Here is a 19,115-nt window from a genome sequence, read left to right as displayed (position 1 = left end):
ATTATTTAAGTACGGTTCTAACCAAAACGCCCAGTAATATAATCCTCTGTGCGGCGCTGAGTCGGAGAGGTAAATAGATCGTCCGTACGATTGTATTCGATCAGTTTGCCCTGATTGATAAACGCGGTGTAATCCGACACGCGAGCCGCCTGCTGCATGTTGTGCGTCACCAGCACCAGCGTGAAATGTTGCTTTAGCGTTCCCATCAGTTCCTCGACAACCAGCGTCGAAATGGGATCGAGCGCGGAGGTCGGCTCATCCAGCAACAACACTTCCGGTTCAATGGCGATCGCTCGGGCGATCACTAAACGCTGCTGCTGGCCGCTGGATAGCGTTAGCGCGTTGTCGCTCAGACGATCCTTTACCTCATGCCACAGTGCCGCCGCACGTAGCGCGCGCTCAACGGCATCATCCAGAAAGCGGCGATCGCGTAGCCCCTGTAATCTCAGGCCATAAATCACATTTTCATAGATCGACTTGGGAAACGGATTCGGTCGTTGAAAAACCATACCCACCCGACGGCGCAACGTGGCAACATCCAACTGCGGGTCGTTGACAGGCATTCCATTCAGCCAGATATCACCTTCGGTGCGACAGTCATCCACCAGATCGTTCATACGATTAAAGCAGCGTAACAGCGTGGATTTGCCACAGCCCGACGGGCCAATCAGCGCCGTCACCTGATTCTTCGGAATACGAATCGAAATATCGTTCAGTGCCTGCTTGTCGCCATAGTAAAGATTCAGATGTTCCACGGTTAACGTCGTCTGCTCATCACTCAGTTGATGAACATCAGGCAGCGGTGCCATCTCCTTTTGTGTCATAAATCCCATAACTTCATCCTACTTTCAGAGTGATAACGAACGGTATTTCTCACGCAGAACATGGCGAATCCCAATCGCTGCAAGGTTCAATCCAACAACAATCAACACCAGCAGCAGTGCGGTGATGTACACCAGCGGCCTTGCCGCTTCCACATCTGGGCTTTGGAACGCCAGATCGTAGATTTGGAATCCCAGATGCATAAATTTTCGCTCAAGATGCAGATAAGGGAAAATGTCATCAACCGGTAAAACCGGCACCGACTTCACCACGCCGACCAACATCAGCGGCGCGGTTTCCCCCGCGGCACGCGCCACAGCGAGGATCAAGCCCGTCATCATCGCGGGAACCGCCATCGGCAGCACAACATGCCACAGCGTTTCGGCTTTGGTAGCCCCCAACGCCAGTGAACCGTGGCGCACAGACATTGGAATGCGCGACAGCCCTTCTTCCGTCGCCACAATCACCACCGGTAGCGTCAGCAGTGCCAGCGTCAGCGACGCCCACAACAGCCCCGGCGTCCCAAACGTCGGATTCGGCAGCGCCTCGGAATAGAACAGTTGATCCAGCGTACCGCCGATGAGATAAACAAAAAAGCCTAACCCGAACACGCCGTACACAATGGACGGCACCCCCGCCAGATTGACCACGGCAATCCGCACCCAGCGCGTTAAGCTGTTTTTCCCCGCGTACTCATGCAGATAAACCGCGGCGATCACACCCAACGGCATCACGACAATAGACATCAGCACCACCATCAGCACCGTGCCAAAAATGGCGGGGAAAAGGTGGCCAGCGCTGTTGCTGTCCGGCGAATAGTGCACCAGCATGAATTTCGCCTGCTCGCCCCAGTGGCTGACTTTTTCCCACAGGTTCATCGCATTAGGGAACCAGGCCTGTTCAATGTCCCTGAGCGGGATAAGATGAACGCTGCCGTTTGCGTCGCGTAGCTGCACGGTATCTCGATTAATGTCCAGATTAAGTGAGGTTAACTGGCGCGACAGCTCATCGAAGCGGCGTTGCAGTTCAATGCGCTCAGCCTGAAGACGGGCTAACGCCTGATTATCCAACGTCTTGGCCTGCTGCCGCTTTTTCTCTTCCAGCCGCAGCGTCTCAAACTGCTGGTTGATCTTCGCCATCTCTCCCATGCGGATGGCCTGCGCCTTCGCCAGCAACCCCTGCACCTGCTCGACGCGATGCTGCAACGTTGCAGGGAGATCCGTCGCCACCAGCGGCTGCTCACCCTCCAGCATGCCAGACAGATAGCCATAGGCCGTGCCATTGTTCGTCCGCTTTAACACCAGAATATCGGCAGGTCTATCAAAGCGGACAATATCGCGCGACAGCAGCGAGCGGAAACTCTGCCCATAGATTTCACGCTGGCCAATTTTGATCAAATAGCGGGTTTCAGCGTCCCCGGGCGAAGAGGACAAACCGGCCTGTTCCAACTGCTGGGACGAAAGCGTCTGCTCCGCATAAATTTCCCCTATCAGCGCACGCTGCGCACCTTGTTCCGGCTGCAACGTCAGCAACCAAACGGGCTGCGGCCACAGATAGCGCATGCCCTGCCCAGCCAGCAGCACGATGATTGCCAGCATCGCCAGCAGGCTAATGGAAATTGACGATGCGGTCAGCCACACCCAAGGCCTTCCCGAACGGAACCAGCGCTTCACGCGTTTTCTCCTTCATCACGGTAGCGTTGGCGTAAGCGCTGCCGGATAGTTTCAGCCAGCGTGTTCACGATGAACGTGAAAACAAACAGCGTTAATGCCGTTAAGAACAGCACCCGATAGTGACCGCTGTTCGTCACCGCTTCCGGCATTTCAATAGCGATATTCGCCGCCAGCGAACGCAGACCCTGAAGCAGGCCTTCATCCATAATCGGCGTGTTGCCCGTCGCCATGAGCACAATCATGGTTTCCCCCACGGCGCGACCAAAACTCAGCATCAACGCGGCGAAAATCCCAGCGCTGGCGGACGGCAGCACAACGCGCCACAGGGTTTGCCACGCCGTCGCCCCCAGCGCCAACGATCCCTGACTTAAACGAGCCGGTACGCTGAACAGCGCATCCTCCGCCAGCGAAAAAATCAGCGGGATCAGCGCGAAGCCAAGAGCAACGCCCGCCACCAGCGTATTACGCTGCACAAAATCATCGCCTAACCACTGGTACAGCGGCTGCCCTAGCACCCAGATCTCCATCCGTGGCGCAAGCCAGCAGCCGACCACAAATGTCAGCAAGATCGTGGGGATGAGGAATAGCACGTCCCAGCCCGCAGGGAAACGGACGCGCCAGCGCGTCGGCAGGCACTCAATCAGCCAGCCGCAGCCAAGCACGGCCAGCATCCATAAAATCGGCATGACCAGAATCGCGGACAGATAGGTCGCAAAATGCGGGGCCAGCCAGATGGCCGCAATCAGGCCGACAACCACCGTCGGCAGTGCGCCCATGATTTCCAGCGTGGGTTTAATCCAGCGTCGCAGCGTCGGCGACATAAAGCAGGCGGTATAAATCGCGGCGGACAACGCCAGCGGCGTAGCAAACAGCATGGCGTAAATCGCTGCCTTCATCGTGCCCAGCATCAGCGGCATCATGCTGAATTTGGCCTGATAGCTGTCGTCCGCAGACGTGGATTGCCAGATATAAGCAGGCTCCGGATAGTTCTCGTACCACAGCTTTTGCCACAGCCCGCGCCAGCCAATATCGGGATACGGGTTATCAACCTGATAGCGATGCCAGCCCTGCGCCGTTTCAACCAAGATGGCAGAACCGCGTGGCGAAAACGCCAGCGTTTGTGCATGGGCCGGTAGCGTCTGCGTCAGCAGTGCATGAGACTGTTTACTGGCAAACAGTGACAGTTCACCCTGTGCGTTCAATGTGGCAAAGACTCGTCGCTGCGCCTCCGTTGCCAACAACACCGATTCGCCCACAACGTGCGGAAACTGGCGCGTCTCTGTCAGCGTCGCACCCTTTTCGCCCGGAACCTCAAACCATTGGCTAATCCGCCCGTCAGCAGCCTGCACCAGCAGCGATCGTCCACCGGACAACAGCGCCAGATGCAGCGGTTCCGCCAGTTGTAACTGTCGCTCTTCCCGCAGCGTCAGCGCGTTCGCCCCCACCTGCCACAGCGTTAATGTCTTACCGCTGAGCAAATACACCTGCTGTCCGTCTGGTGTCAGCAGTAGTTGGCTAACCGTACCCGCAGGAAGCGTAATCTGTGCCCGTTGCCGCACACCATTTTTATCAACATCGGCAATAATCAAGGCATTTTCCTGTCCGATCGCCGCCACAACAGCATGCTTTTCACCCACTGCTGCCACTGCCAGATAACGCAGCGGCTGCGCAGGTAACCCAAGCGAATACGCCTGCTCACCCAGCGGATAATCCCAGCCTGGAGAACGGTTTTCCATACGCGATAAAACAGGTTGCACGAAAACCAAACGGCCATCAGGCTGGCTCAGGGCATAAACCTGTCGCTCCCCCTGACTCTGCGCCAGTAAACTCAGCGCAGGCACCAGTTGAATACGCGACATAGGCTGGTTTTCCGCAAACGGAATAAACTCGCCATATCCCTGACTGTCGATGCGAAACCCGATTTGCCCGTTATCGCTAAGCCCCAGCGCCAGCGAGGGCTCCGCACCGTGGCGTGACACCGTTTTTTGGCCGTTAACGGTGGGGGAAAGGAACAGTGGCGTCACCACATACAGTAGATAGAAGAAGATTAACAACAGCATAGCCAGCACTAGCAGCCCACTGCCCGCAACAATGCGGTGAACCAAGCGGTCGATCCACGCTCGCCGACGATCCCGATACTGTGATGTGTTGCCTGTGTTTACCATTATTCTCGCCGTTAGAGTGAAGCCGCCAGAGTCGTGTTGCTAACGTATTGCGGGTAGCATATGTTGCCTTTACGCCCATAATATGACAATGGTAAGTCTGTCTATGAATTAGATTTTATCGTCATCAACACGCCATAATGTTGTTGTACCCTATCCTCACAGAGGAAGGGTATGAATATTGGATGAACCTTCAGTACATGAGTTGAGCGGAGTGACAATGGGTCAGGACAAACTCTACATAGAGAAAGAATTAAGTTGGTTATCCTTTAATGAACGAGTACTTCAGGAAGCAGCAGATAAAAGCAATCCGTTAATCGAACGCATGCGCTTTCTTGGCATTTACTCCAGCAACCTTGATGAATTTTATAAAGTCCGTTTTGCCGATTTGAAAAGACGCATTCTGATTAATGAAGAGCAAGGTCTGGACGGCAATCTGCGACACCTTTTAGGCAAAATTCAGGCGCGCGTACTAAAAACCGATCAAATTTTCGATAGCTTGTACAACGAACTGCTGCTGGAGATGGCGCGTAACCAGATTTTTCTGGTCAACGAACGTCAGGTTTCCCCTAATCAGCAAGAGTGGCTGAGAGATTACTTCCGGCAATATCTGCGCCCGCACATCACGCCAATACTGATCTTTGACGAAACCGATCTGGTGGAGTTCCTGAAGGATAACTATACCTATCTTGCCGTCGAAATTATTCGTGGCGATGAGATCAGTTACGCCCTGCTGGAAATTCCTTCGGATAAAATACCGCGCTTCGTCAACCTGCCAGCGGAAGCGCCACGCCGCCGTAAAACCATGATCCTCATCGACAACATTCTGCGTTACTGTCTGGATGATATCTTCAAGGGCTTCTTTGATTATGATGCGCTGAACGCGTACTCCATGAAGATGACGCGCGATGCGGAATACGATCTGGTGACGGAAATGGAATCCAGTCTGCTGGAGCTGATGTCTTCCAGTCTGAAGCAACGCCTGACTGCCGAGCCGGTGAGATTCGTTTATCAGCGCGATATGCCGGACGCGATGGTCGCCATGCTACTCGAGAAACTGGGGATCTCTTCTTATGATTCCGTCATCCCCGGCGGGCGCTACCACAATTTCAAAGACTTTATCTCTTTCCCGAACGTCGGACGTGCCAATCTGGTCAACAAACCCCTGCCGCGCCTGCGACACACCGGGTTCAACCATTTTCGTAACGGATTTGATGCGATCCGTGAGCGCGACGTTCTGCTCTATTACCCGTACCACACCTTCGAACACGTATTGGAACTGCTGCGACAAGCCTCTTTCGACCCTAACGTGCTGTCCATCAAAATCAATATTTACCGCGTCGCCAAAGACTCGCGCATCATTACTTCTATGATCCATGCGGCGCACAACGGCAAGAAAGTGACGGTCGTGGTCGAGCTACAGGCACGCTTTGACGAAGAGGCAAACATCCATTGGGCTAAGCGCCTGACGGAAGCGGGCGTGCACGTCATTTTCTCAGTGCCTGGGCTGAAGATTCACGCCAAACTGTTCCTGATTTCCCGCCGCGAAGGGGAAAACATCGTGCGTTACGCGCACATCGGCACCGGCAACTTCAACGAGAAAACCGCACGCCTGTATACGGATTACTCGCTGTTGACCGCCGACGAACGCATTACCAACGAAGTCCGTCGCGTCTTCAACTTCATTGAAAACCCCTACCGCCCGGTCAGCTTCGAGCACCTGCTGGTGTCACCGCAAAACTCCCGCGACAAGCTTTACCAATTGATCGATACCGAGATCGAAAATGCGCTGGCGAATCGTGATGCAGGCATTACGCTTAAGGTAAATAATCTGGTGGATAAAGGGCTGGCGGAAAAGCTGTATCAGGCTTCGTCTGCGGGCGTAAAAATCAATCTGCTGGTACGTGGCATGTGTTCACTGATTCCTAATTTACCGGGGATCAGCGAAAATATTCAGGTCATCAGTATTCTTGACCGCTATCTGGAACACGATCGGGTGTATGTCTTCAACAACGGCGGGGACAAGAAAGTCTATCTCTCTTCCGCAGACTGGATGACACGCAACATTGATTATCGCATTGAAGTCGCAGTGGAAATCCTGGATCCCATTTTGAAAAACCGCGTACTGGAAACGCTGGATATTCTGTTCAGCGATACGGTAAAAGCCCGTGTCATTGATAAAGAGTCGAGCAACCGCTATGTCTCACGCGGCAACAAGCGTAAAGTACGCGCGCAAAATGCCATTTACGACTACATCAAGGCGTTGGAGCAACCTGGAGATAAGCCTGAATAATGCCGTTAACGAACAATGAAAAAACCGAGATAAAGCCGCAAGAGTTCGCGGCTATCGACCTGGGCTCCAATAGTTTTCACATGGTGATCGCACGCGTGGTAAACGGTGCGCTTCAGGTATTGGGACGTTTAAAACAGCGAGTGCATCTGGCCGACGGGCTGGACAGCAAAAATGTGCTCAGCGAAGAAGCTATTCAACGCGGCCTGAGCTGTCTGGCGCTGTTTGCTGAACGCCTACAAGGCTTCCCCGCAATGAACGTGTCCATCGTCGGCACGCACGCGCTGCGTCAGGCGGTCAACGCGCAGGAGTTTTTGCGCCGCGCGGCGGACATCATTCCCTATCCGATAGAGATCATTTCCGGCCATGAAGAAGCCCGTCTGATTTTTATGGGCGTGGAGCATACGCAGCCGGAAAAAGGCCGCAAGCTGGTCATCGATATCGGCGGCGGTTCTACAGAGCTGGTCATCGGTGAAGATTTCGAGCCGATGCTGGTGGAAAGCCGTCGTATGGGGTGCGTCAGTTTCGCACAGCAGTTTTTCCCGAACGGTGAAATCAGCGAAGCCAACTTCAAGCGCGCCCGGCTGGCCGCGGCGCAAAAGCTGGAGACGCTGTCCTGGGAATACCGCATATACGGCTGGAAATTCGCCCTCGGCGCGTCTGGAACGATCAAGGCCACGCACGAAATTCTGGTGGAGATGGGAGAAAAAGACGGCCTGATTACGCCCGAGCGGCTGGAAATGCTACGCACGCAGATCTTGCAGTTTAAGCACTTTAAAGCGCTGAGTCTGCCGGGCCTGTCCGAAGATCGTCAGTCGGTGCTGGTTCCCGGTCTGGCTATTTTGTGTGGTATTTTCGATGCGTTGGCGATCAAAGAGTTACGTCTGTCCGATGGCGCGCTGCGCGAAGGCGTGCTGTACGAAATGGAAGGGCGTTTCCGCCATCAGGACATTCGCATCCGTACCGCGCAGAGTCTGGCGACCCATTACAATATCGACCGTGAGCAGGCACGACGCGTGCGGGAAACCACACAGCAGCTTTACGCGCAATGGGCAGAGCAAAATCCTAATCTGGTGCATCCACAGCTCGAAGCCATCTTAAACTGGGCTTCCATGCTGCATGAAGTTGGATTAGGCATTAACCATAGTGGCATGCACCGTCATTCCGCTTACATTCTGCAAAATACCAATCTGCCCGGCTTCAATCAGGAACAGCAGCTTGTGCTGTCCCTAATCGTGCGATTGCACCGTAAAGCGATCAAACTGGAAGAGCTGCCGCGGTTGAACCTGTTCAAAAAGAAACAGTATTTACCCATGATGCAACTCTTGCGCCTTGCCACGCTGTTGAATAACCAGCGTCAGGCAACAACAACGCCGGAATCGTTACGGCTGCATACCGATGACAACTACTGGACGCTGACGTTCCCACGCGACTTCTTTACCAATAACACGCTGGTACAGCTGGATTTGGAACGGGAACAGGAATATTGGCAGGACGTCACTGGCTGGAAGCTGATGATTGAGGAAGAAAAAGCCTGATTGATTAAAACATTACGTGAAAACTCGAACCTACGCCGAACAGTACCGTGGCGCAAAATTGTGCAACTGAGCTGGCTGGTGAAGTCCGGTTAACGTAAAGTTTACAGAGATGGGGCCGATACCCAAATGATGGCTGGCGAGAATTTTCGCCAACATCATGCAGCCTCGGCGGAAAGGTGCGCTTCCTTTCCATACCGGATATCAATCCAACTCAGTGTTAAGGAGAGTGAAATGGATGTATCACAGATTGCATCACTCGCTACCGACCTCAGCAACATGCGTACCAGCAGTGAGGCCAGTGCGCTTGTACTGAAAAAAGCGCTCGATAGCCAAGAGTCTGTTGCTTTAGGTATTTTGCAGGCATTACCACCTCTGCCAGCAAATCCGGCGATTGGGCGTAACATCAATACCACGGCGTAATCCCCTTGCACCACACAACCCGCTTATTCGTTTTTGAGCGGGTTTTTTACTGATTCCCTTTTTCCCTTATGCCCTTTCCTCTTCGCGCGGGGTTCTACCCCCTCTCTCCTTGCACCGAACGTGCGAAAACCGGATCGACCATCATCTTTTTCACTGAGGTAGATTGACCTCCCCTACTGCTTGTGCCTAAATAAACAACAGCGAATGTTCGCTTTCACAGAGGATTAACTGGTAATGTCCACGCTTACCCATAAACGACGATTATCGATACGCCCGCGACGAAGTGGTTCTCGGATCGCCCGTGCCGTTTTACTCATCAGCTTCATTATTCTTTTAGGCCGCTTTGCCTACTCCACCATCACCGCGTTTGGTCATCATCAAGACAAACAGCAGCAGCGTGCTGAACAATTACTGCTTCCTGCCAACGTACTCGTTAATCAGAAAGAGTAGCGCTTAACCAACCCGTTCCTTATATTCTCTTTTTTCTTCATCAGGCTTTGTTGCCCTCGTATTCCCGTGCCCGTCATTCACGCCCGTTGCCTATTGAGATGATGCCGTACCAATAAAAAAACGTCGGGAACGTTTTTCAACGTTGCGCAGCAACGGCCCGAAGGGTGACGGACGAGGATATCCGTCATAAAAAAACGGCAGTGCGAATCTTCGCAGCCACCGTTTTTATTAATCAATTTTGTTCATTAATCAATCGTGTTCATCAATCATGAACTTGCTTCAAACCGGACTTAGACGATAGTCAGGGTCACGTCGATATTGCCGCGCGTTGCATTGGAATATGGGCAAACGATGTGGGCTTTCTGCACCAGATCTTCGGCCACGGCGCGATCCAGACCCGGCAGGGAAATTTTCAGTTCGACTTCAATACCAAATCCTGTCGGGATGGCACCGATACCTACGCTACCATTTACCGTGGTATCAGCAGGGACAGCAATTTTCTCACGCGCACCGACAAACTTCATCGCGCCAAGGAAGCAGGCAGAGTAGCCCGCAGCAAACAGCTGCTCTGGGTTCGTCCCTTCACCGCCTGCGCCGCCCAGCTCACGTGGGGTCGTTAATTTAATATCAACCGCTTTATCGGAAGACACCGCACGACCATCACGGCCACCGGTAGCTTGAGCATGAGCAACGTATAATACTTTTTCAATAGACATAATGTGACTCCAGATAGTTAGGGAATGACCTAAGGCAGTGTAGATGCTGCTCAGGTCTAATTAAATAGCGAAAAATAGAATCGCACACTACTTATTTACTTAAAACAAAACACTTAGACATGGACTACTTAGCAAATATGACGCTGTCTGACAGGCTTCGGATGCTCAAGACAACCGCGAGTATCTTCAAAGATGCCCAATCAGATTCTTACGCAGCGTCTCTAAATCTTTTTTGATCGTCTGCAACTGGTCAAGATGACATTCCGTCGCGCAAAACACGCTTTCAGGAATCGCTCGTGCCTGTTGCTGAAGTGCTCGTCCTGCTTCGGTTAACCCGATCAGCACCTGACGCTCATCTTCCGTTCCCCGATTACGCACCACTAAACCCGCGCTTTGTAACCGCTTGAGCAACGGCGTTAGCGTGGCAGAATCGAGATACAGACGCTCGCCCAACTCAGACACCGTCAAACCATCACGCTCCCACAGCACCAGCATCACCAGATATTGGGGATAGGTCAGATTCAGTTCAGACAGCAAACGACGATACAATTTATTCATCGCCAGATTGGCTGAATACAGTGCGAAGCACAGCTGTCCATCCAGTTTGTAAGCGTTGTCGTTCATCGTCTCTGCCATCGGTCTTTGTTACGTTTCTAGAACTGACTATATATCGCCAAAAACTAAGTAGCAAGCGATTTAATAATACATTAGATAAAATTTTCCATAAAAACCCGTCTGGGTACTATCACACACCTTTCAGACGGCGATTCACCAGTAATCCTATTCTTAATCTACTGATTTTGCGCTACGTTTAATAAAACACGGATAAAAAACAGATCGAGCATAAAACATTATGTCGAGTGTAAAAAAACTTACCGACCTCCGTCGCCGCATCTCCCTTCTGCTGTTGGAAAACAAAGAACTGGTTGAAGACATTATCAACCGGCAACCGCGTGTTACAGCAGGCGATGACGCAACGTTGGGCGACAATGCTGCATTAAATAACAAAATCAGGCTGCGCGAAAAAAGCATCCTGCTCGATCAAACCGCAGAAATCAGCGAGCTTATCATCGGGCTGCATGCCGCTGACCTTGCCGACCTGCTGGAATCCTTACCACAGGATGAACGGCTGGCGCTCTGGCGGCTTATCCCCATAGAGAAGCGCGGCCGCGTATTGATTGAGGCCTCTGACAGCATATCTGACGATCTGATCGGCGATATGCAGGACAAAGAAATCCTGAGAGCGGTTCGGATACTGGATGTTGATGAGCAGGCTCAACTGTCTCGCCTCGTCCCCCGTCATCTGTTGGGCAGAATACTGACGTCGCTTGAGCCGAAGCAGCGCGCGCAGCTACGCGCCGCCATCAATTATGATGAAGACTGCCTTGGCCACATGATGGATTTCAAACTCATCACCGTGCGCGCCGATGTCACGCTCGCGGCCGTACAGCGCTATCTGCGCTACCGCAAAAAGATCCCCAATTCCACCGATAAACTGTTTGTTACCGATCGCAAGAACACGCTGATCGGCGAGCTGTCGCTGGCCAGCATTCTGCTCCATTCGCCTAATGCTCTGGTTACTGACGTCATGGACGATCAGCCGTTGAGGTTCCAGCCTGAAGATAAAGTCGAAGAGGCCGCAGGGGCTTTTGAACGTTACGATTTAATTTCCAGCGCCGTAGTCGATAGCAAAGGGAAACTCATGGGACGCCTGACGATTGAGGATATCCTCGACGTCGTGAACCGGGAAAGCGACAGTAATCTGCGGCGTTCAGGGGGCTTAACACCTTCTGAAGACGTCTACGCGCCCGTGTATAAATCATTTCGCAATCGCTGGGCGTGGCTGGCCATCAATCTTTGTACGGCGCTCATCGCCTCGCGGGTCATCGGCCTGTTCGAGCATACGCTGTCCCATTTGGTCGCGCTGGCGACGCTCATGCCGATTGTCGCCGGCATCGGCGGGAATACGGGCAACCAGACGATCACCATGATTGTGCGTGCACTGGCGTTGCATCAGCTTGAACACGGCAAGAAATCGTACCTGCTGCTTAAAGAATTAGGCGTTGCGCTGGTCAACGGGGTGATATGGGGCACGATCATGGGCGTGGTGACCTTCCTGCTCTATGGTAATGCCGCGATGGGGGGCGTGATGATGCTGGCGATTCTGCTGAACCTGCTGCTCGCCGCGCTGATGGGCGTCGCTATCCCGTTAGTCATGATGAAACTCGGTCGCGATCCAGCCATCGGCTCCAGCGTAATGATTACGGCCATTACCGATACTGGCGGTTTCTTTATCTTCCTTGGGCTGGCGACGCTGTTCCTGCTGCCTTGATAAAAGGGCTAGAATTAACATTAATGATTCATTAATAAACATATAAGTTGTCATTTTATACAAATAAGTTAGTGTAGTTATAGGGTGAAAACTGAGCAACGTGGCGGGATGCCAAATGAAATATTCTGAATTCAGACGCTGGCTTCTGCAACAAGGAGCAGAATTCACTAAAGCATCGGGAGGTGGGAGCCACCTTAAAGTTAAATTAAACGGAAAGGCATCCGTTCTGCCTTTTCATGGCGCAAAAGAAATACCTGAGCCTCTTCGTAAGAAAATCATGAAAGATTTGGGACTATGATACTTAAGGCTTACCAGATAATTTGGCTATCTCATATACCAAAATTTCTGTAAATTCAGCGAATTGGTTAGAAGAACCACTAATATGATTACGTCGATACCACTATAATCTATGTAAGTGCGATTCTCGTTACATCGGGGGAAACCCCATTTAGAGGTAAAAGTATGTTCAACTATCCCGTAAAACTGGAACTCGACGAAGCAACCGGACAATACGTGGTTTCTTGCCGCGATTTGCCATTAATGAACTCGGTTGGTGACTCCGTTGACTCAGCCCTTCTGGAATCTGTTGACGGAATTGTTACCGCCATAGCCATCGAAATTGAAGAACGCCGCCCTGTTCCTTACGCTAGCGCGCCAATAGCAGGAGAGCACGTTGTCACGATCCCAGTATTAGTGACGATGAAGGCTGCATTACATAATGCAATGATTGAAACAGGAACGCGTAAAGCTGAACTTGCCAGACGCTTAGGCCAAAAAGGCCCGCAAATTGATCGCCTTTTGGACGTTGAACATTCATCAAAAGTTGAAACGATAGAGTTAGCTCTGCGCCAGCTTAACCGTGACGTTAATGTTTCTATTTCCCCACAGGCTCGACAGTAAATTGAAAAGGTGAGGTATCCCTCACCTTTTCCAGCCTAAACTTAACTCACACGCCCTGCACCGCCGGATGCCTGACACAGATAGATGGACGGCTGAAGGCCGGTGCGCGACGGATATTCACGTTCGATCACCTGTTTGACTTCATCCGTCAGCGCAGAGGGGATAAGGGCAACAATACAGCCACCGAAACCGCCGCCGGTCATACGCACACCGCCCCGCTCACCCACATACTCTTGAATCAGATCCACCAGCGCATCGATCGGCGGCACGGTAATTTCAAAATCGTCGCGCATGGAGACATGCGATTCCGTCATCAGCGTAAACAAACGGTGCGCATCCTGACGCGCCAGCGCATCGGCCGCTTCCAGCGTACGGCGGTTCTCGGTAATAACGTGTCGCGCACGGCGTACCGCTACTGGATCCAGCCCCTCGATTCCCGCTTCAAACTGTGCGAGTGAAACATCACGCAGCGCCTTGACGTTAAAGTGACGCGCCGCGGCTTCACACTGCTGGCGACGTGTATTGTATTCGCTGTCCACCAGCCCACGACGCACGTTGGAATTCACGATCAGCACGTCAACGCCGTCGAGCATACGCACAGAACGCCCTTCCAGAGAACGGCAGTCGATCAACAGCGCCTGACCGACACGTCCTTGAGCGGAAATAAACTGATCCATAATGCCGCAGCTACAGCCGACAAAATCGTTTTCCGCCTGCTGGCCGTTCAACGCCACATCCAGTTGGCTGATATCCAGATTATTCAGCTCTTTGAACGTCTGCCCGATAGCGACTTCCAGCGAGGCCGATGAACTTAGTCCTGCGCCAGAAGGCACATTACCGGATACCACCATATCCATGCCGGTGAGCGGCAGGCCACGTGCCTGCAAAAACTTCACCGTTCCACGGATATAGTTCGCCCAGGTGTAGTCCGGGTGAGGCACAATCTCTTTGGCGAGATCGAATTCATCCTGCTGGTTGTCAAAGTCCACCGCCACCACCCGCACGATGCCATCCTGACGTACCGCCGCGCTGACCACCGTCTGGTAATCGATAGCACAAGGCAAGACAAAACCATCGTTATAGTCGGTGTGCTCACCAATCAGGTTGACCCGGCCGGGAGCCTGAACGGCCGCGTGCGGCGCATAGCCAAATAATCGGACAAAAACAGACTCGGTTAACTGACGTAGAGAATCAATACGGCTCATAAAATGACCTCAAATTTGCTCACGAAAATGGATATCACTCACGCTGCGTAAACGTTCAGCGGCCTGCTCTGCCGTCAGATCACGCTGTGCCTCAGCCAACATTTCATAGCCGACCATAAATTTGCGCACGCTGGCGGAACGTAATAACGGGGGATAAAAATGGGCATGCAGTTGCCAGTGTGCGATGTCATCACCCTTGAACGGCGCGCCATGCCACCCCATCGAATAGGGGAATGAACACTGGAACAGATTGTCGTAACGGCTGGTCAACTTTTTCAGGAGCAGCGCCAAATCGTCACGTTGAATGTCATTTAGCTGTGGCAACCGCTGTACGGCGAACTTGGGAAGCACCAGCGTTTCAAACGGCCACGACGCCCAGTAAGGGACAACCGCCAACCAGTGTTCCGTTTCCACCACGATGCGCGAACCGTCAGCCTGCTCGCGGCGAACGTAGTCCAGCAGTAACGGCGAGCCGTGACGGGAGAAATAGTCTCGCTGTTGCTCATCCTCACGCTGTACTTCGTTCGGCAGAAAATCGTTAGCCCAAACCTGCCCGTGCGGATGGGGATTGGAGCACCCCATCATCGTCCCTTTATTCTCAAAGACCTGAACCCACGGATACCGCTTGCCCAACTCTTCAGTCTGCTCGCTCCACGTATCGATCACCGCTTTCAGCGCTGGCAGCGAAAGCTGTGGCAGACTTTTACTGTGATCGGGGGAAAAACAGATGACACGGCTGACGCCACGGGCTTGCTGCACGCGGAAAAGCTCGTCGTCGCCCGACGGTGCCTCAGGCGTGTCCTCCATCAGAGCCGAAAAATCATTCGTAAAAACAAAGGTGCCCTGATAGTGCGGGTTGATATCGCCAGTAATGCGTTTATTGCCCGCGCACAGATAGCAGGTCGGATCGTAAGGTGGCGGTGTGGCACGATCCGGTTCATCCTGCTGCCCCTGCCAGGGGCGCTTGGCGCGATGCGGAGAAACCAGAATCCATTCGCCTTTCAGCGGGTTAAAACGGCGATGCGGATGTTCAGTTGGCTCAAACTGCATAAGCTATTCCTCAATACAAAACACAAATTCGGTACAACTGCGGCACCATCCGCAGCCCATTGTATGGCGCTAACAGTCCGTCAGAGATCTCGGAAAGGCATCAGGTCTGTCTGTAAACTCAGCCAGAAAAACCCTTTAATGTAATCAGTTTCACTATATGGCATGGATAAAATAGCTGTAATAATGCTGAATAAAGATAGCCAGCTATCGTTTAGCCACCACATAAGTGTAATCGGTTACCCTAAATTTAAACCTCGGAATGGTATTTTGGAAGAGAGAAATGACCGATGATTGTTGATAGCGATCACATAAGTACGGTCTGGATCAAAAAGGAAAGGTGGTCGGATAGGTAACATCCCCCAAAAACCTGTACATTTATAAATATAAGTAATCGATTTTTTCTTTTAACGTGTGCGTTAGGCTGCGGTCCGCCTCACCACGCATTTGACCGCTCAGGAATGCCAATGGCCACAATAAAGGATGTTGCTCGTCTATCAGGTGTATCAGTCGCTACGGTTTCGCGCGTGATTAATAACTCGCCCAAAGCCAGTACCGCCTCAAGGGAAGCCGTACACAAGGCCATGGCGGAGTTGCAATATCATCCGAACGCCAATGCCAGAGCGCTCGCGCATCAAAGTGCAGAGACTATGGGGCTGGTCGTTGCAGACGTATCCGATCCCTTTTTCGGGACGATGGTTAAATCTGTCGAACAAATTGCTCAGGCAACGGGAAACTTCCTGCTGATTGGTAACGGCTACCACAATGCCGAGCAGGAAAAGAAAGCCATTGAGCAGCTAATTCGCCACCGCTGCGCGGGGCTGATCGTGCATGCAAAAATGCTTTCAGATGAGGAGCTGGCGGCGCTGATGAGTCACATTCCTGATATGGTGCTCATCAACCGCACCTTACCCGGTTATGAAAACCGCTGCGTTGCACTCGACGATCGCTACGGCTCCTGGCTGGCAACACGTCATTTAATTCAGGAAGGACATCAGCGGATCGGTTTTCTCTGCTCTAATCACCAAATTTCCGACTCCGCCGACCGCCTGCAAGGCTATGTGGATGCGCTGCAAGAGCACGGCATCGCACGGGATGAACGTCTCATTGCCCGCGCCTCGCCAGACGAGGTGGGCGGCGAATCGGCCATGATGGAACTCCTGAGTCGGGGCGGCAACATGACGGCAGTCGTGTGTTACAACGATTCCATGGCCGCAGGCGCGCTTTCTGTCCTGAGTGATAACAGCATCAGCGTACCGCAGGATATGTCGGTGATTGGGTTTGATGACGTATTGATCGCTCGCTACCTCCGCCCTCGCCTGACCACCGTGCACTATCCAGTTTCCGCCATGGCAATTCAGGCCGCAGAATTAGCCATCGCGCTATCTCACGGTAAACAGCTCAGTGAAACCACGAATATGTTTAGCCCGACGCTGGTACGCCGCCATTCGGTGAGTCCCCCGGCCCGTAAGAAGTAGTCGCCTTTCACCAATGTCGCTTGCCTGACGCAATACTCATTTGCATCAGGCAAGCGACATCATTGCCTTCTGACCTCACCCCCCTTGTTTGCGCTTTCCTTTTAACTGACCTCCTTTCCCTCTATTCCAAAAATGTTTCCTACTCGGCATCGCATCACTCCTTTTATGTAACGCCACCGATTCTGACATAAAAAAATTTTATGCTAAATTTTATGCATGCAAGTAAAACGTGTAACCAGTTACACCTCATTACATAGCGAATAACATCAGACAAATACTGATAAACACCCTAAAGACAGTCTGTAGTATCGTTAAATCAGTGTAAATTTTGGTGTAACTCTTTTGTATTTTGTGAGAACAATCATGTCACGCGCCATTTTATTCCCCCATAATCCTTCGCCATGAGTGGAAACGCTTTACCTCCGTTCACGTCATGTTATTTGGAACATCCACATTCTTACCCGAATAAGCGAAAGGTATATTATGAAAAGAAAACTGCTGACAACATCCATTGCGCTGAGTTTGGCAATGCTGGCAACCCCTTCTTATTCTGTTGATTTTTCAGGGTACTTCCGTTCTGGCGTGGGGGCTTCAAACCACGGAAAACAACAGGCAGCCGATAAAAGCTATGTAGGAAGATTAGGTAACGAAGATGACACCTACGGCGAAATCCAATTAGGGCAGCAGCTGTATAACGAAAATGGGAAAACGTTTTACTTCGATAGCATGATTTCCATGTTCTCCAACGGCTCGAACGATAATGAAACGACAAAAAATGACGATGCCGAGTTTGGTTTGCGCCAGTTGAATCTTCAGGCAAAAGGCTTTGTGCCAGGCCTGCCGGATGCCACAGTATGGGCGGGGAAACGCTACTATCAGCGTCATGACTTGCACATCATCGATACCAAATATTGGAACATCTCTGGTGCAGGTGCTGGGATCGAAAACGTCAAGGCTGGCGAAGGTGCGTTCTCGTTTGCCTGGATCCGTGCCGATGCCGAAAACATGAAAATTAACTTAGGCTGCGACGCCAATACTGACGAATGTAAAAAAAGAATAGACACCTACGACGATCTGAATATCAACTATCTGGATGCGCGCTATGCAGGCTGGAAGCCGTGGGACGGCGCGTGGACGGAGTTCGGTATCTCCTACGCGATGCCAAATGAAGCGGACACGCAGAAAAATATCTTCCTCGCGGAAGGGCAAAAATTCGATCCTAAAAACTCGATGATGATCACGGGTGAGCTCAGCCACTACTTCTCTGGCCTCAAATCCAACCAGAAACTGGTGCTGCAATATGCCGACAAAGGGCTGGCGCACAACATGGTCGATCAGGGCGGCGGCTGGTATGACGTCTGGAGCATCAACGACAGCGCCAAAGGCTACCGCGTCATTCAGGCCGGAGACCTGCCAATTACCGATACTATTTCCCTTAGCCATGTTCTGACCTACGGTAAAGCGGATGAAATCAGCCGCTGGCGCGACAGTACAGAATTATTGTCTGCGGTAGGTCGCGGCCAATATGCCTGGACCAAGAACCAGAAAACCTATCTGGAAGTGGGTGCGTATCAGAAAACCGATAGCTGGAAAGCGGGTACAGAAACCAAATACAGTGGTGAGAAATACACGCTGGCACACGCCTTCAGTGCCGATATTCCTATGCTGACACGCCCGGAACTACGCTTCTTCGTGTCTTACCAAAACCGTGGAAATGAAAACCGCAACACCTTCAACGACGATCGCAGCAACGCAGTGAACTTCGGTATTCAGGCAGAAGCCTGGTGGTAATACCGCACTAACCCTCAGCTCGACGGGCCAATCATTCTCGTCGGGCGTTTCCCAAAAGGCTTTCTACGGAAAGCCTTTTTCTGTTGCGGATGGTATCCGCTATAAAACGTTCACTGCATCCTGTGTGGTAGTGCGAAAATTTCGTGCGTGTTAACTACTGAGCAAATCTGTGATTTCACCACACGCCCGACAAGGCGCGCTTGTATCTTTCTCACGTAGTGATTAGCTATCACTACATGAAACAGAGTGAGCTTCAAAGGCGCGCTAAGGCTATCAACCTTGCGATTGAGT

Annotated in this window: 16 protein-coding genes; 9 read left to right on the top strand and 7 right to left on the bottom strand. The window is 52.1% G+C overall.

Annotated features, from left to right (window positions below):
• Window positions 1-17 precede the first annotated feature (17 nt).
• From pstB to BUB06_RS11400, 3 genes are read right to left on the bottom strand one after another with little or no spacing between them, the layout of a single operon-like run.
• On the bottom strand, window positions 18-833 hold the full coding sequence (pstB, locus tag BUB06_RS11410) for a phosphate ABC transporter ATP-binding protein PstB (RefSeq protein ID WP_039471090.1): 816 nt from the start codon (window positions 831-833) through the stop codon (window positions 18-20).
• A 15-nt stretch (window positions 834-848) separates the two neighbouring features.
• A complete protein-coding gene (pstA, locus tag BUB06_RS11405) occupies window positions 849-2,495 on the bottom strand; it encodes a phosphate ABC transporter permease PstA (protein ID WP_039471088.1) in 1,647 nt (548 codons plus the stop codon).
• On the bottom strand, window positions 2,492-4,660 hold the full coding sequence (locus BUB06_RS11400) for an ABC transporter permease subunit (RefSeq protein ID WP_039471086.1): 2,169 nt from the start codon (window positions 4,658-4,660) through the stop codon (window positions 2,492-2,494). Before BUB06_RS11400 ends, pstA begins: the two co-directional genes overlap by 4 nt.
• A 217-nt stretch (window positions 4,661-4,877) precedes the next feature.
• On the opposite strand from BUB06_RS11400, the gene ppk1 reads away from it, so the two are divergent.
• The 4 genes from ppk1 to BUB06_RS11380 all read left to right on the top strand — a co-directional run bounded on the left by ppk1 (window position 4,878) and on the right by BUB06_RS11380 (window position 9,355).
• Window positions 4,878-6,950, top strand: coding sequence for a polyphosphate kinase 1 (ppk1, locus tag BUB06_RS11395; protein ID WP_010300957.1), 2,073 nt, complete (start codon window positions 4,878-4,880; stop codon window positions 6,948-6,950).
• On the top strand, window positions 6,950-8,485 hold the full coding sequence (gene ppx, locus BUB06_RS11390; RefSeq protein WP_039471085.1) for an exopolyphosphatase: 1,536 nt from the start codon (window positions 6,950-6,952) through the stop codon (window positions 8,483-8,485). The genes ppk1 and ppx overlap by 1 nt, the downstream gene beginning before the upstream one ends.
• Before the next feature lie 231 nt (window positions 8,486-8,716).
• Window positions 8,717-8,905, top strand: coding sequence for a YjfB family protein (locus BUB06_RS11385; protein WP_039471083.1), 189 nt, complete (start codon window positions 8,717-8,719; stop codon window positions 8,903-8,905).
• A 234-nt stretch (window positions 8,906-9,139) separates the two neighbouring features.
• Window positions 9,140-9,355: a YfgG family protein gene (locus tag BUB06_RS11380; RefSeq protein WP_010300967.1), complete on the top strand. Its 216-nt coding sequence runs from the start codon at window positions 9,140-9,142 to the stop codon at window positions 9,353-9,355.
• A gap of 290 nt (window positions 9,356-9,645) precedes the next feature.
• Here the strand turns inward: BUB06_RS11380 and BUB06_RS11375 are convergent, their stop codons facing one another.
• Together BUB06_RS11375 and BUB06_RS11370 are read right to left on the bottom strand one after the other, a co-directional pair.
• Window positions 9,646-10,071 carry an organic hydroperoxide resistance protein gene (locus BUB06_RS11375; RefSeq protein WP_010285606.1) on the bottom strand — a complete coding sequence of 142 codons (426 nt, stop codon included), beginning with the start codon at window positions 10,069-10,071 and terminating at the stop codon, window positions 9,646-9,648.
• Between the two features lie 186 nt (window positions 10,072-10,257).
• Complete coding sequence (locus BUB06_RS11370; protein ID WP_010300970.1) at window positions 10,258-10,707, bottom strand: MarR family winged helix-turn-helix transcriptional regulator; 450 nt, start codon at window positions 10,705-10,707, stop codon at window positions 10,258-10,260.
• Window positions 10,708-10,924: 217 nt separating this feature from the next.
• On the opposite strand from BUB06_RS11370, the gene mgtE reads away from it, so the two are divergent.
• The 3 genes from mgtE to BUB06_RS11355 all read left to right on the top strand — a co-directional run bounded on the left by mgtE (window position 10,925) and on the right by BUB06_RS11355 (window position 13,303).
• Window positions 10,925-12,403, top strand: a complete 1,479-nt coding sequence (gene mgtE, locus BUB06_RS11365; protein WP_039471081.1) for a magnesium transporter — start codon at window positions 10,925-10,927, stop codon at window positions 12,401-12,403.
• Window positions 12,404-12,518: 115 nt separating this feature from the next.
• Complete coding sequence (locus BUB06_RS11360; RefSeq protein ID WP_039471080.1) at window positions 12,519-12,701, top strand: type II toxin-antitoxin system HicA family toxin; 183 nt, start codon at window positions 12,519-12,521, stop codon at window positions 12,699-12,701.
• A gap of 164 nt (window positions 12,702-12,865) precedes the next feature.
• Window positions 12,866-13,303, top strand: coding sequence for a type II toxin-antitoxin system HicB family antitoxin (locus BUB06_RS11355; protein WP_039471078.1), 438 nt, complete (start codon window positions 12,866-12,868; stop codon window positions 13,301-13,303).
• A gap of 41 nt (window positions 13,304-13,344) precedes the next feature.
• Here the strand turns inward: BUB06_RS11355 and galK are convergent, their stop codons facing one another.
• Window positions 13,345-14,508: a galactokinase gene (gene galK / locus BUB06_RS11350; RefSeq protein WP_039471077.1), complete on the bottom strand. Its 1,164-nt coding sequence runs from the start codon at window positions 14,506-14,508 to the stop codon at window positions 13,345-13,347.
• Between the two features lie 9 nt (window positions 14,509-14,517).
• Window positions 14,518-15,558 (bottom strand): galactose-1-phosphate uridylyltransferase, encoded by a 1,041-nt coding sequence (gene galT, locus BUB06_RS11345; protein ID WP_039471075.1) that lies wholly within the window; start codon window positions 15,556-15,558, stop codon window positions 14,518-14,520.
• A 464-nt stretch (window positions 15,559-16,022) separates the two neighbouring features.
• On the opposite strand from galT, the gene galR reads away from it, so the two are divergent.
• Together galR and BUB06_RS11335 are read left to right on the top strand one after the other, a co-directional pair.
• Window positions 16,023-17,033 carry an HTH-type transcriptional regulator GalR gene (gene galR, locus BUB06_RS11340; RefSeq protein ID WP_029368336.1) on the top strand — a complete coding sequence of 337 codons (1,011 nt, stop codon included), beginning with the start codon at window positions 16,023-16,025 and terminating at the stop codon, window positions 17,031-17,033.
• Between the two features lie 483 nt (window positions 17,034-17,516).
• Complete coding sequence (locus BUB06_RS11335) at window positions 17,517-18,824, top strand: maltoporin (RefSeq protein ID WP_039471072.1); 1,308 nt, start codon at window positions 17,517-17,519, stop codon at window positions 18,822-18,824.
• Window positions 18,825-19,115 lie beyond the last annotated feature (291 nt).

The organism is Pectobacterium carotovorum, from assembly GCF_900129615.1.
GTDB lineage: Bacteria > Pseudomonadota > Gammaproteobacteria > Enterobacterales > Enterobacteriaceae > Pectobacterium > Pectobacterium carotovorum.
The sequence above is the reverse complement of the archived record's forward strand: the minus strand, read 5'-3'. Positions and strand labels throughout refer to the sequence as shown.

What these genes read in the sequence shown, in the direction of transcription:
- pstB (WP_039471090.1), bottom strand. Translation starts at nt 833, where the DNA reads ATGGGATTTATGACACAAAAGGAGATGGCACCGCTGCCTGATGTTCAT.
- BUB06_RS11400 (WP_039471086.1), bottom strand. Translation starts at nt 4,660, where the DNA reads ATGGTAAACACAGGCAACACATCACAGTATCGGGATCGTCGGCGAGCG.
- ppk1 (WP_010300957.1), top strand. Translation starts at nt 4,878, where the DNA reads ATGGGTCAGGACAAACTCTACATAGAGAAAGAATTAAGTTGGTTATCC.
- ppx (WP_039471085.1), top strand. Translation starts at nt 6,950, where the DNA reads ATGCCGTTAACGAACAATGAAAAAACCGAGATAAAGCCGCAAGAGTTC.
- BUB06_RS11385 (WP_039471083.1), top strand. Translation starts at nt 8,717, where the DNA reads ATGGATGTATCACAGATTGCATCACTCGCTACCGACCTCAGCAACATG.
- BUB06_RS11380 (WP_010300967.1), top strand. Translation starts at nt 9,140, where the DNA reads ATGTCCACGCTTACCCATAAACGACGATTATCGATACGCCCGCGACGA.
- BUB06_RS11375 (WP_010285606.1), bottom strand. Translation starts at nt 10,071, where the DNA reads ATGTCTATTGAAAAAGTATTATACGTTGCTCATGCTCAAGCTACCGGT.
- BUB06_RS11370 (WP_010300970.1), bottom strand. Translation starts at nt 10,707, where the DNA reads ATGGCAGAGACGATGAACGACAACGCTTACAAACTGGATGGACAGCTG.
- mgtE (WP_039471081.1), top strand. Translation starts at nt 10,925, where the DNA reads ATGTCGAGTGTAAAAAAACTTACCGACCTCCGTCGCCGCATCTCCCTT.
- BUB06_RS11360 (WP_039471080.1), top strand. Translation starts at nt 12,519, where the DNA reads ATGAAATATTCTGAATTCAGACGCTGGCTTCTGCAACAAGGAGCAGAA.
- BUB06_RS11355 (WP_039471078.1), top strand. Translation starts at nt 12,866, where the DNA reads ATGTTCAACTATCCCGTAAAACTGGAACTCGACGAAGCAACCGGACAA.
- galK (WP_039471077.1), bottom strand. Translation starts at nt 14,508, where the DNA reads ATGAGCCGTATTGATTCTCTACGTCAGTTAACCGAGTCTGTTTTTGTC.
- galT (WP_039471075.1), bottom strand. Translation starts at nt 15,558, where the DNA reads ATGCAGTTTGAGCCAACTGAACATCCGCATCGCCGTTTTAACCCGCTG.
- galR (WP_029368336.1), top strand. Translation starts at nt 16,023, where the DNA reads ATGGCCACAATAAAGGATGTTGCTCGTCTATCAGGTGTATCAGTCGCT.
- BUB06_RS11335 (WP_039471072.1), top strand. Translation starts at nt 17,517, where the DNA reads ATGAAAAGAAAACTGCTGACAACATCCATTGCGCTGAGTTTGGCAATG.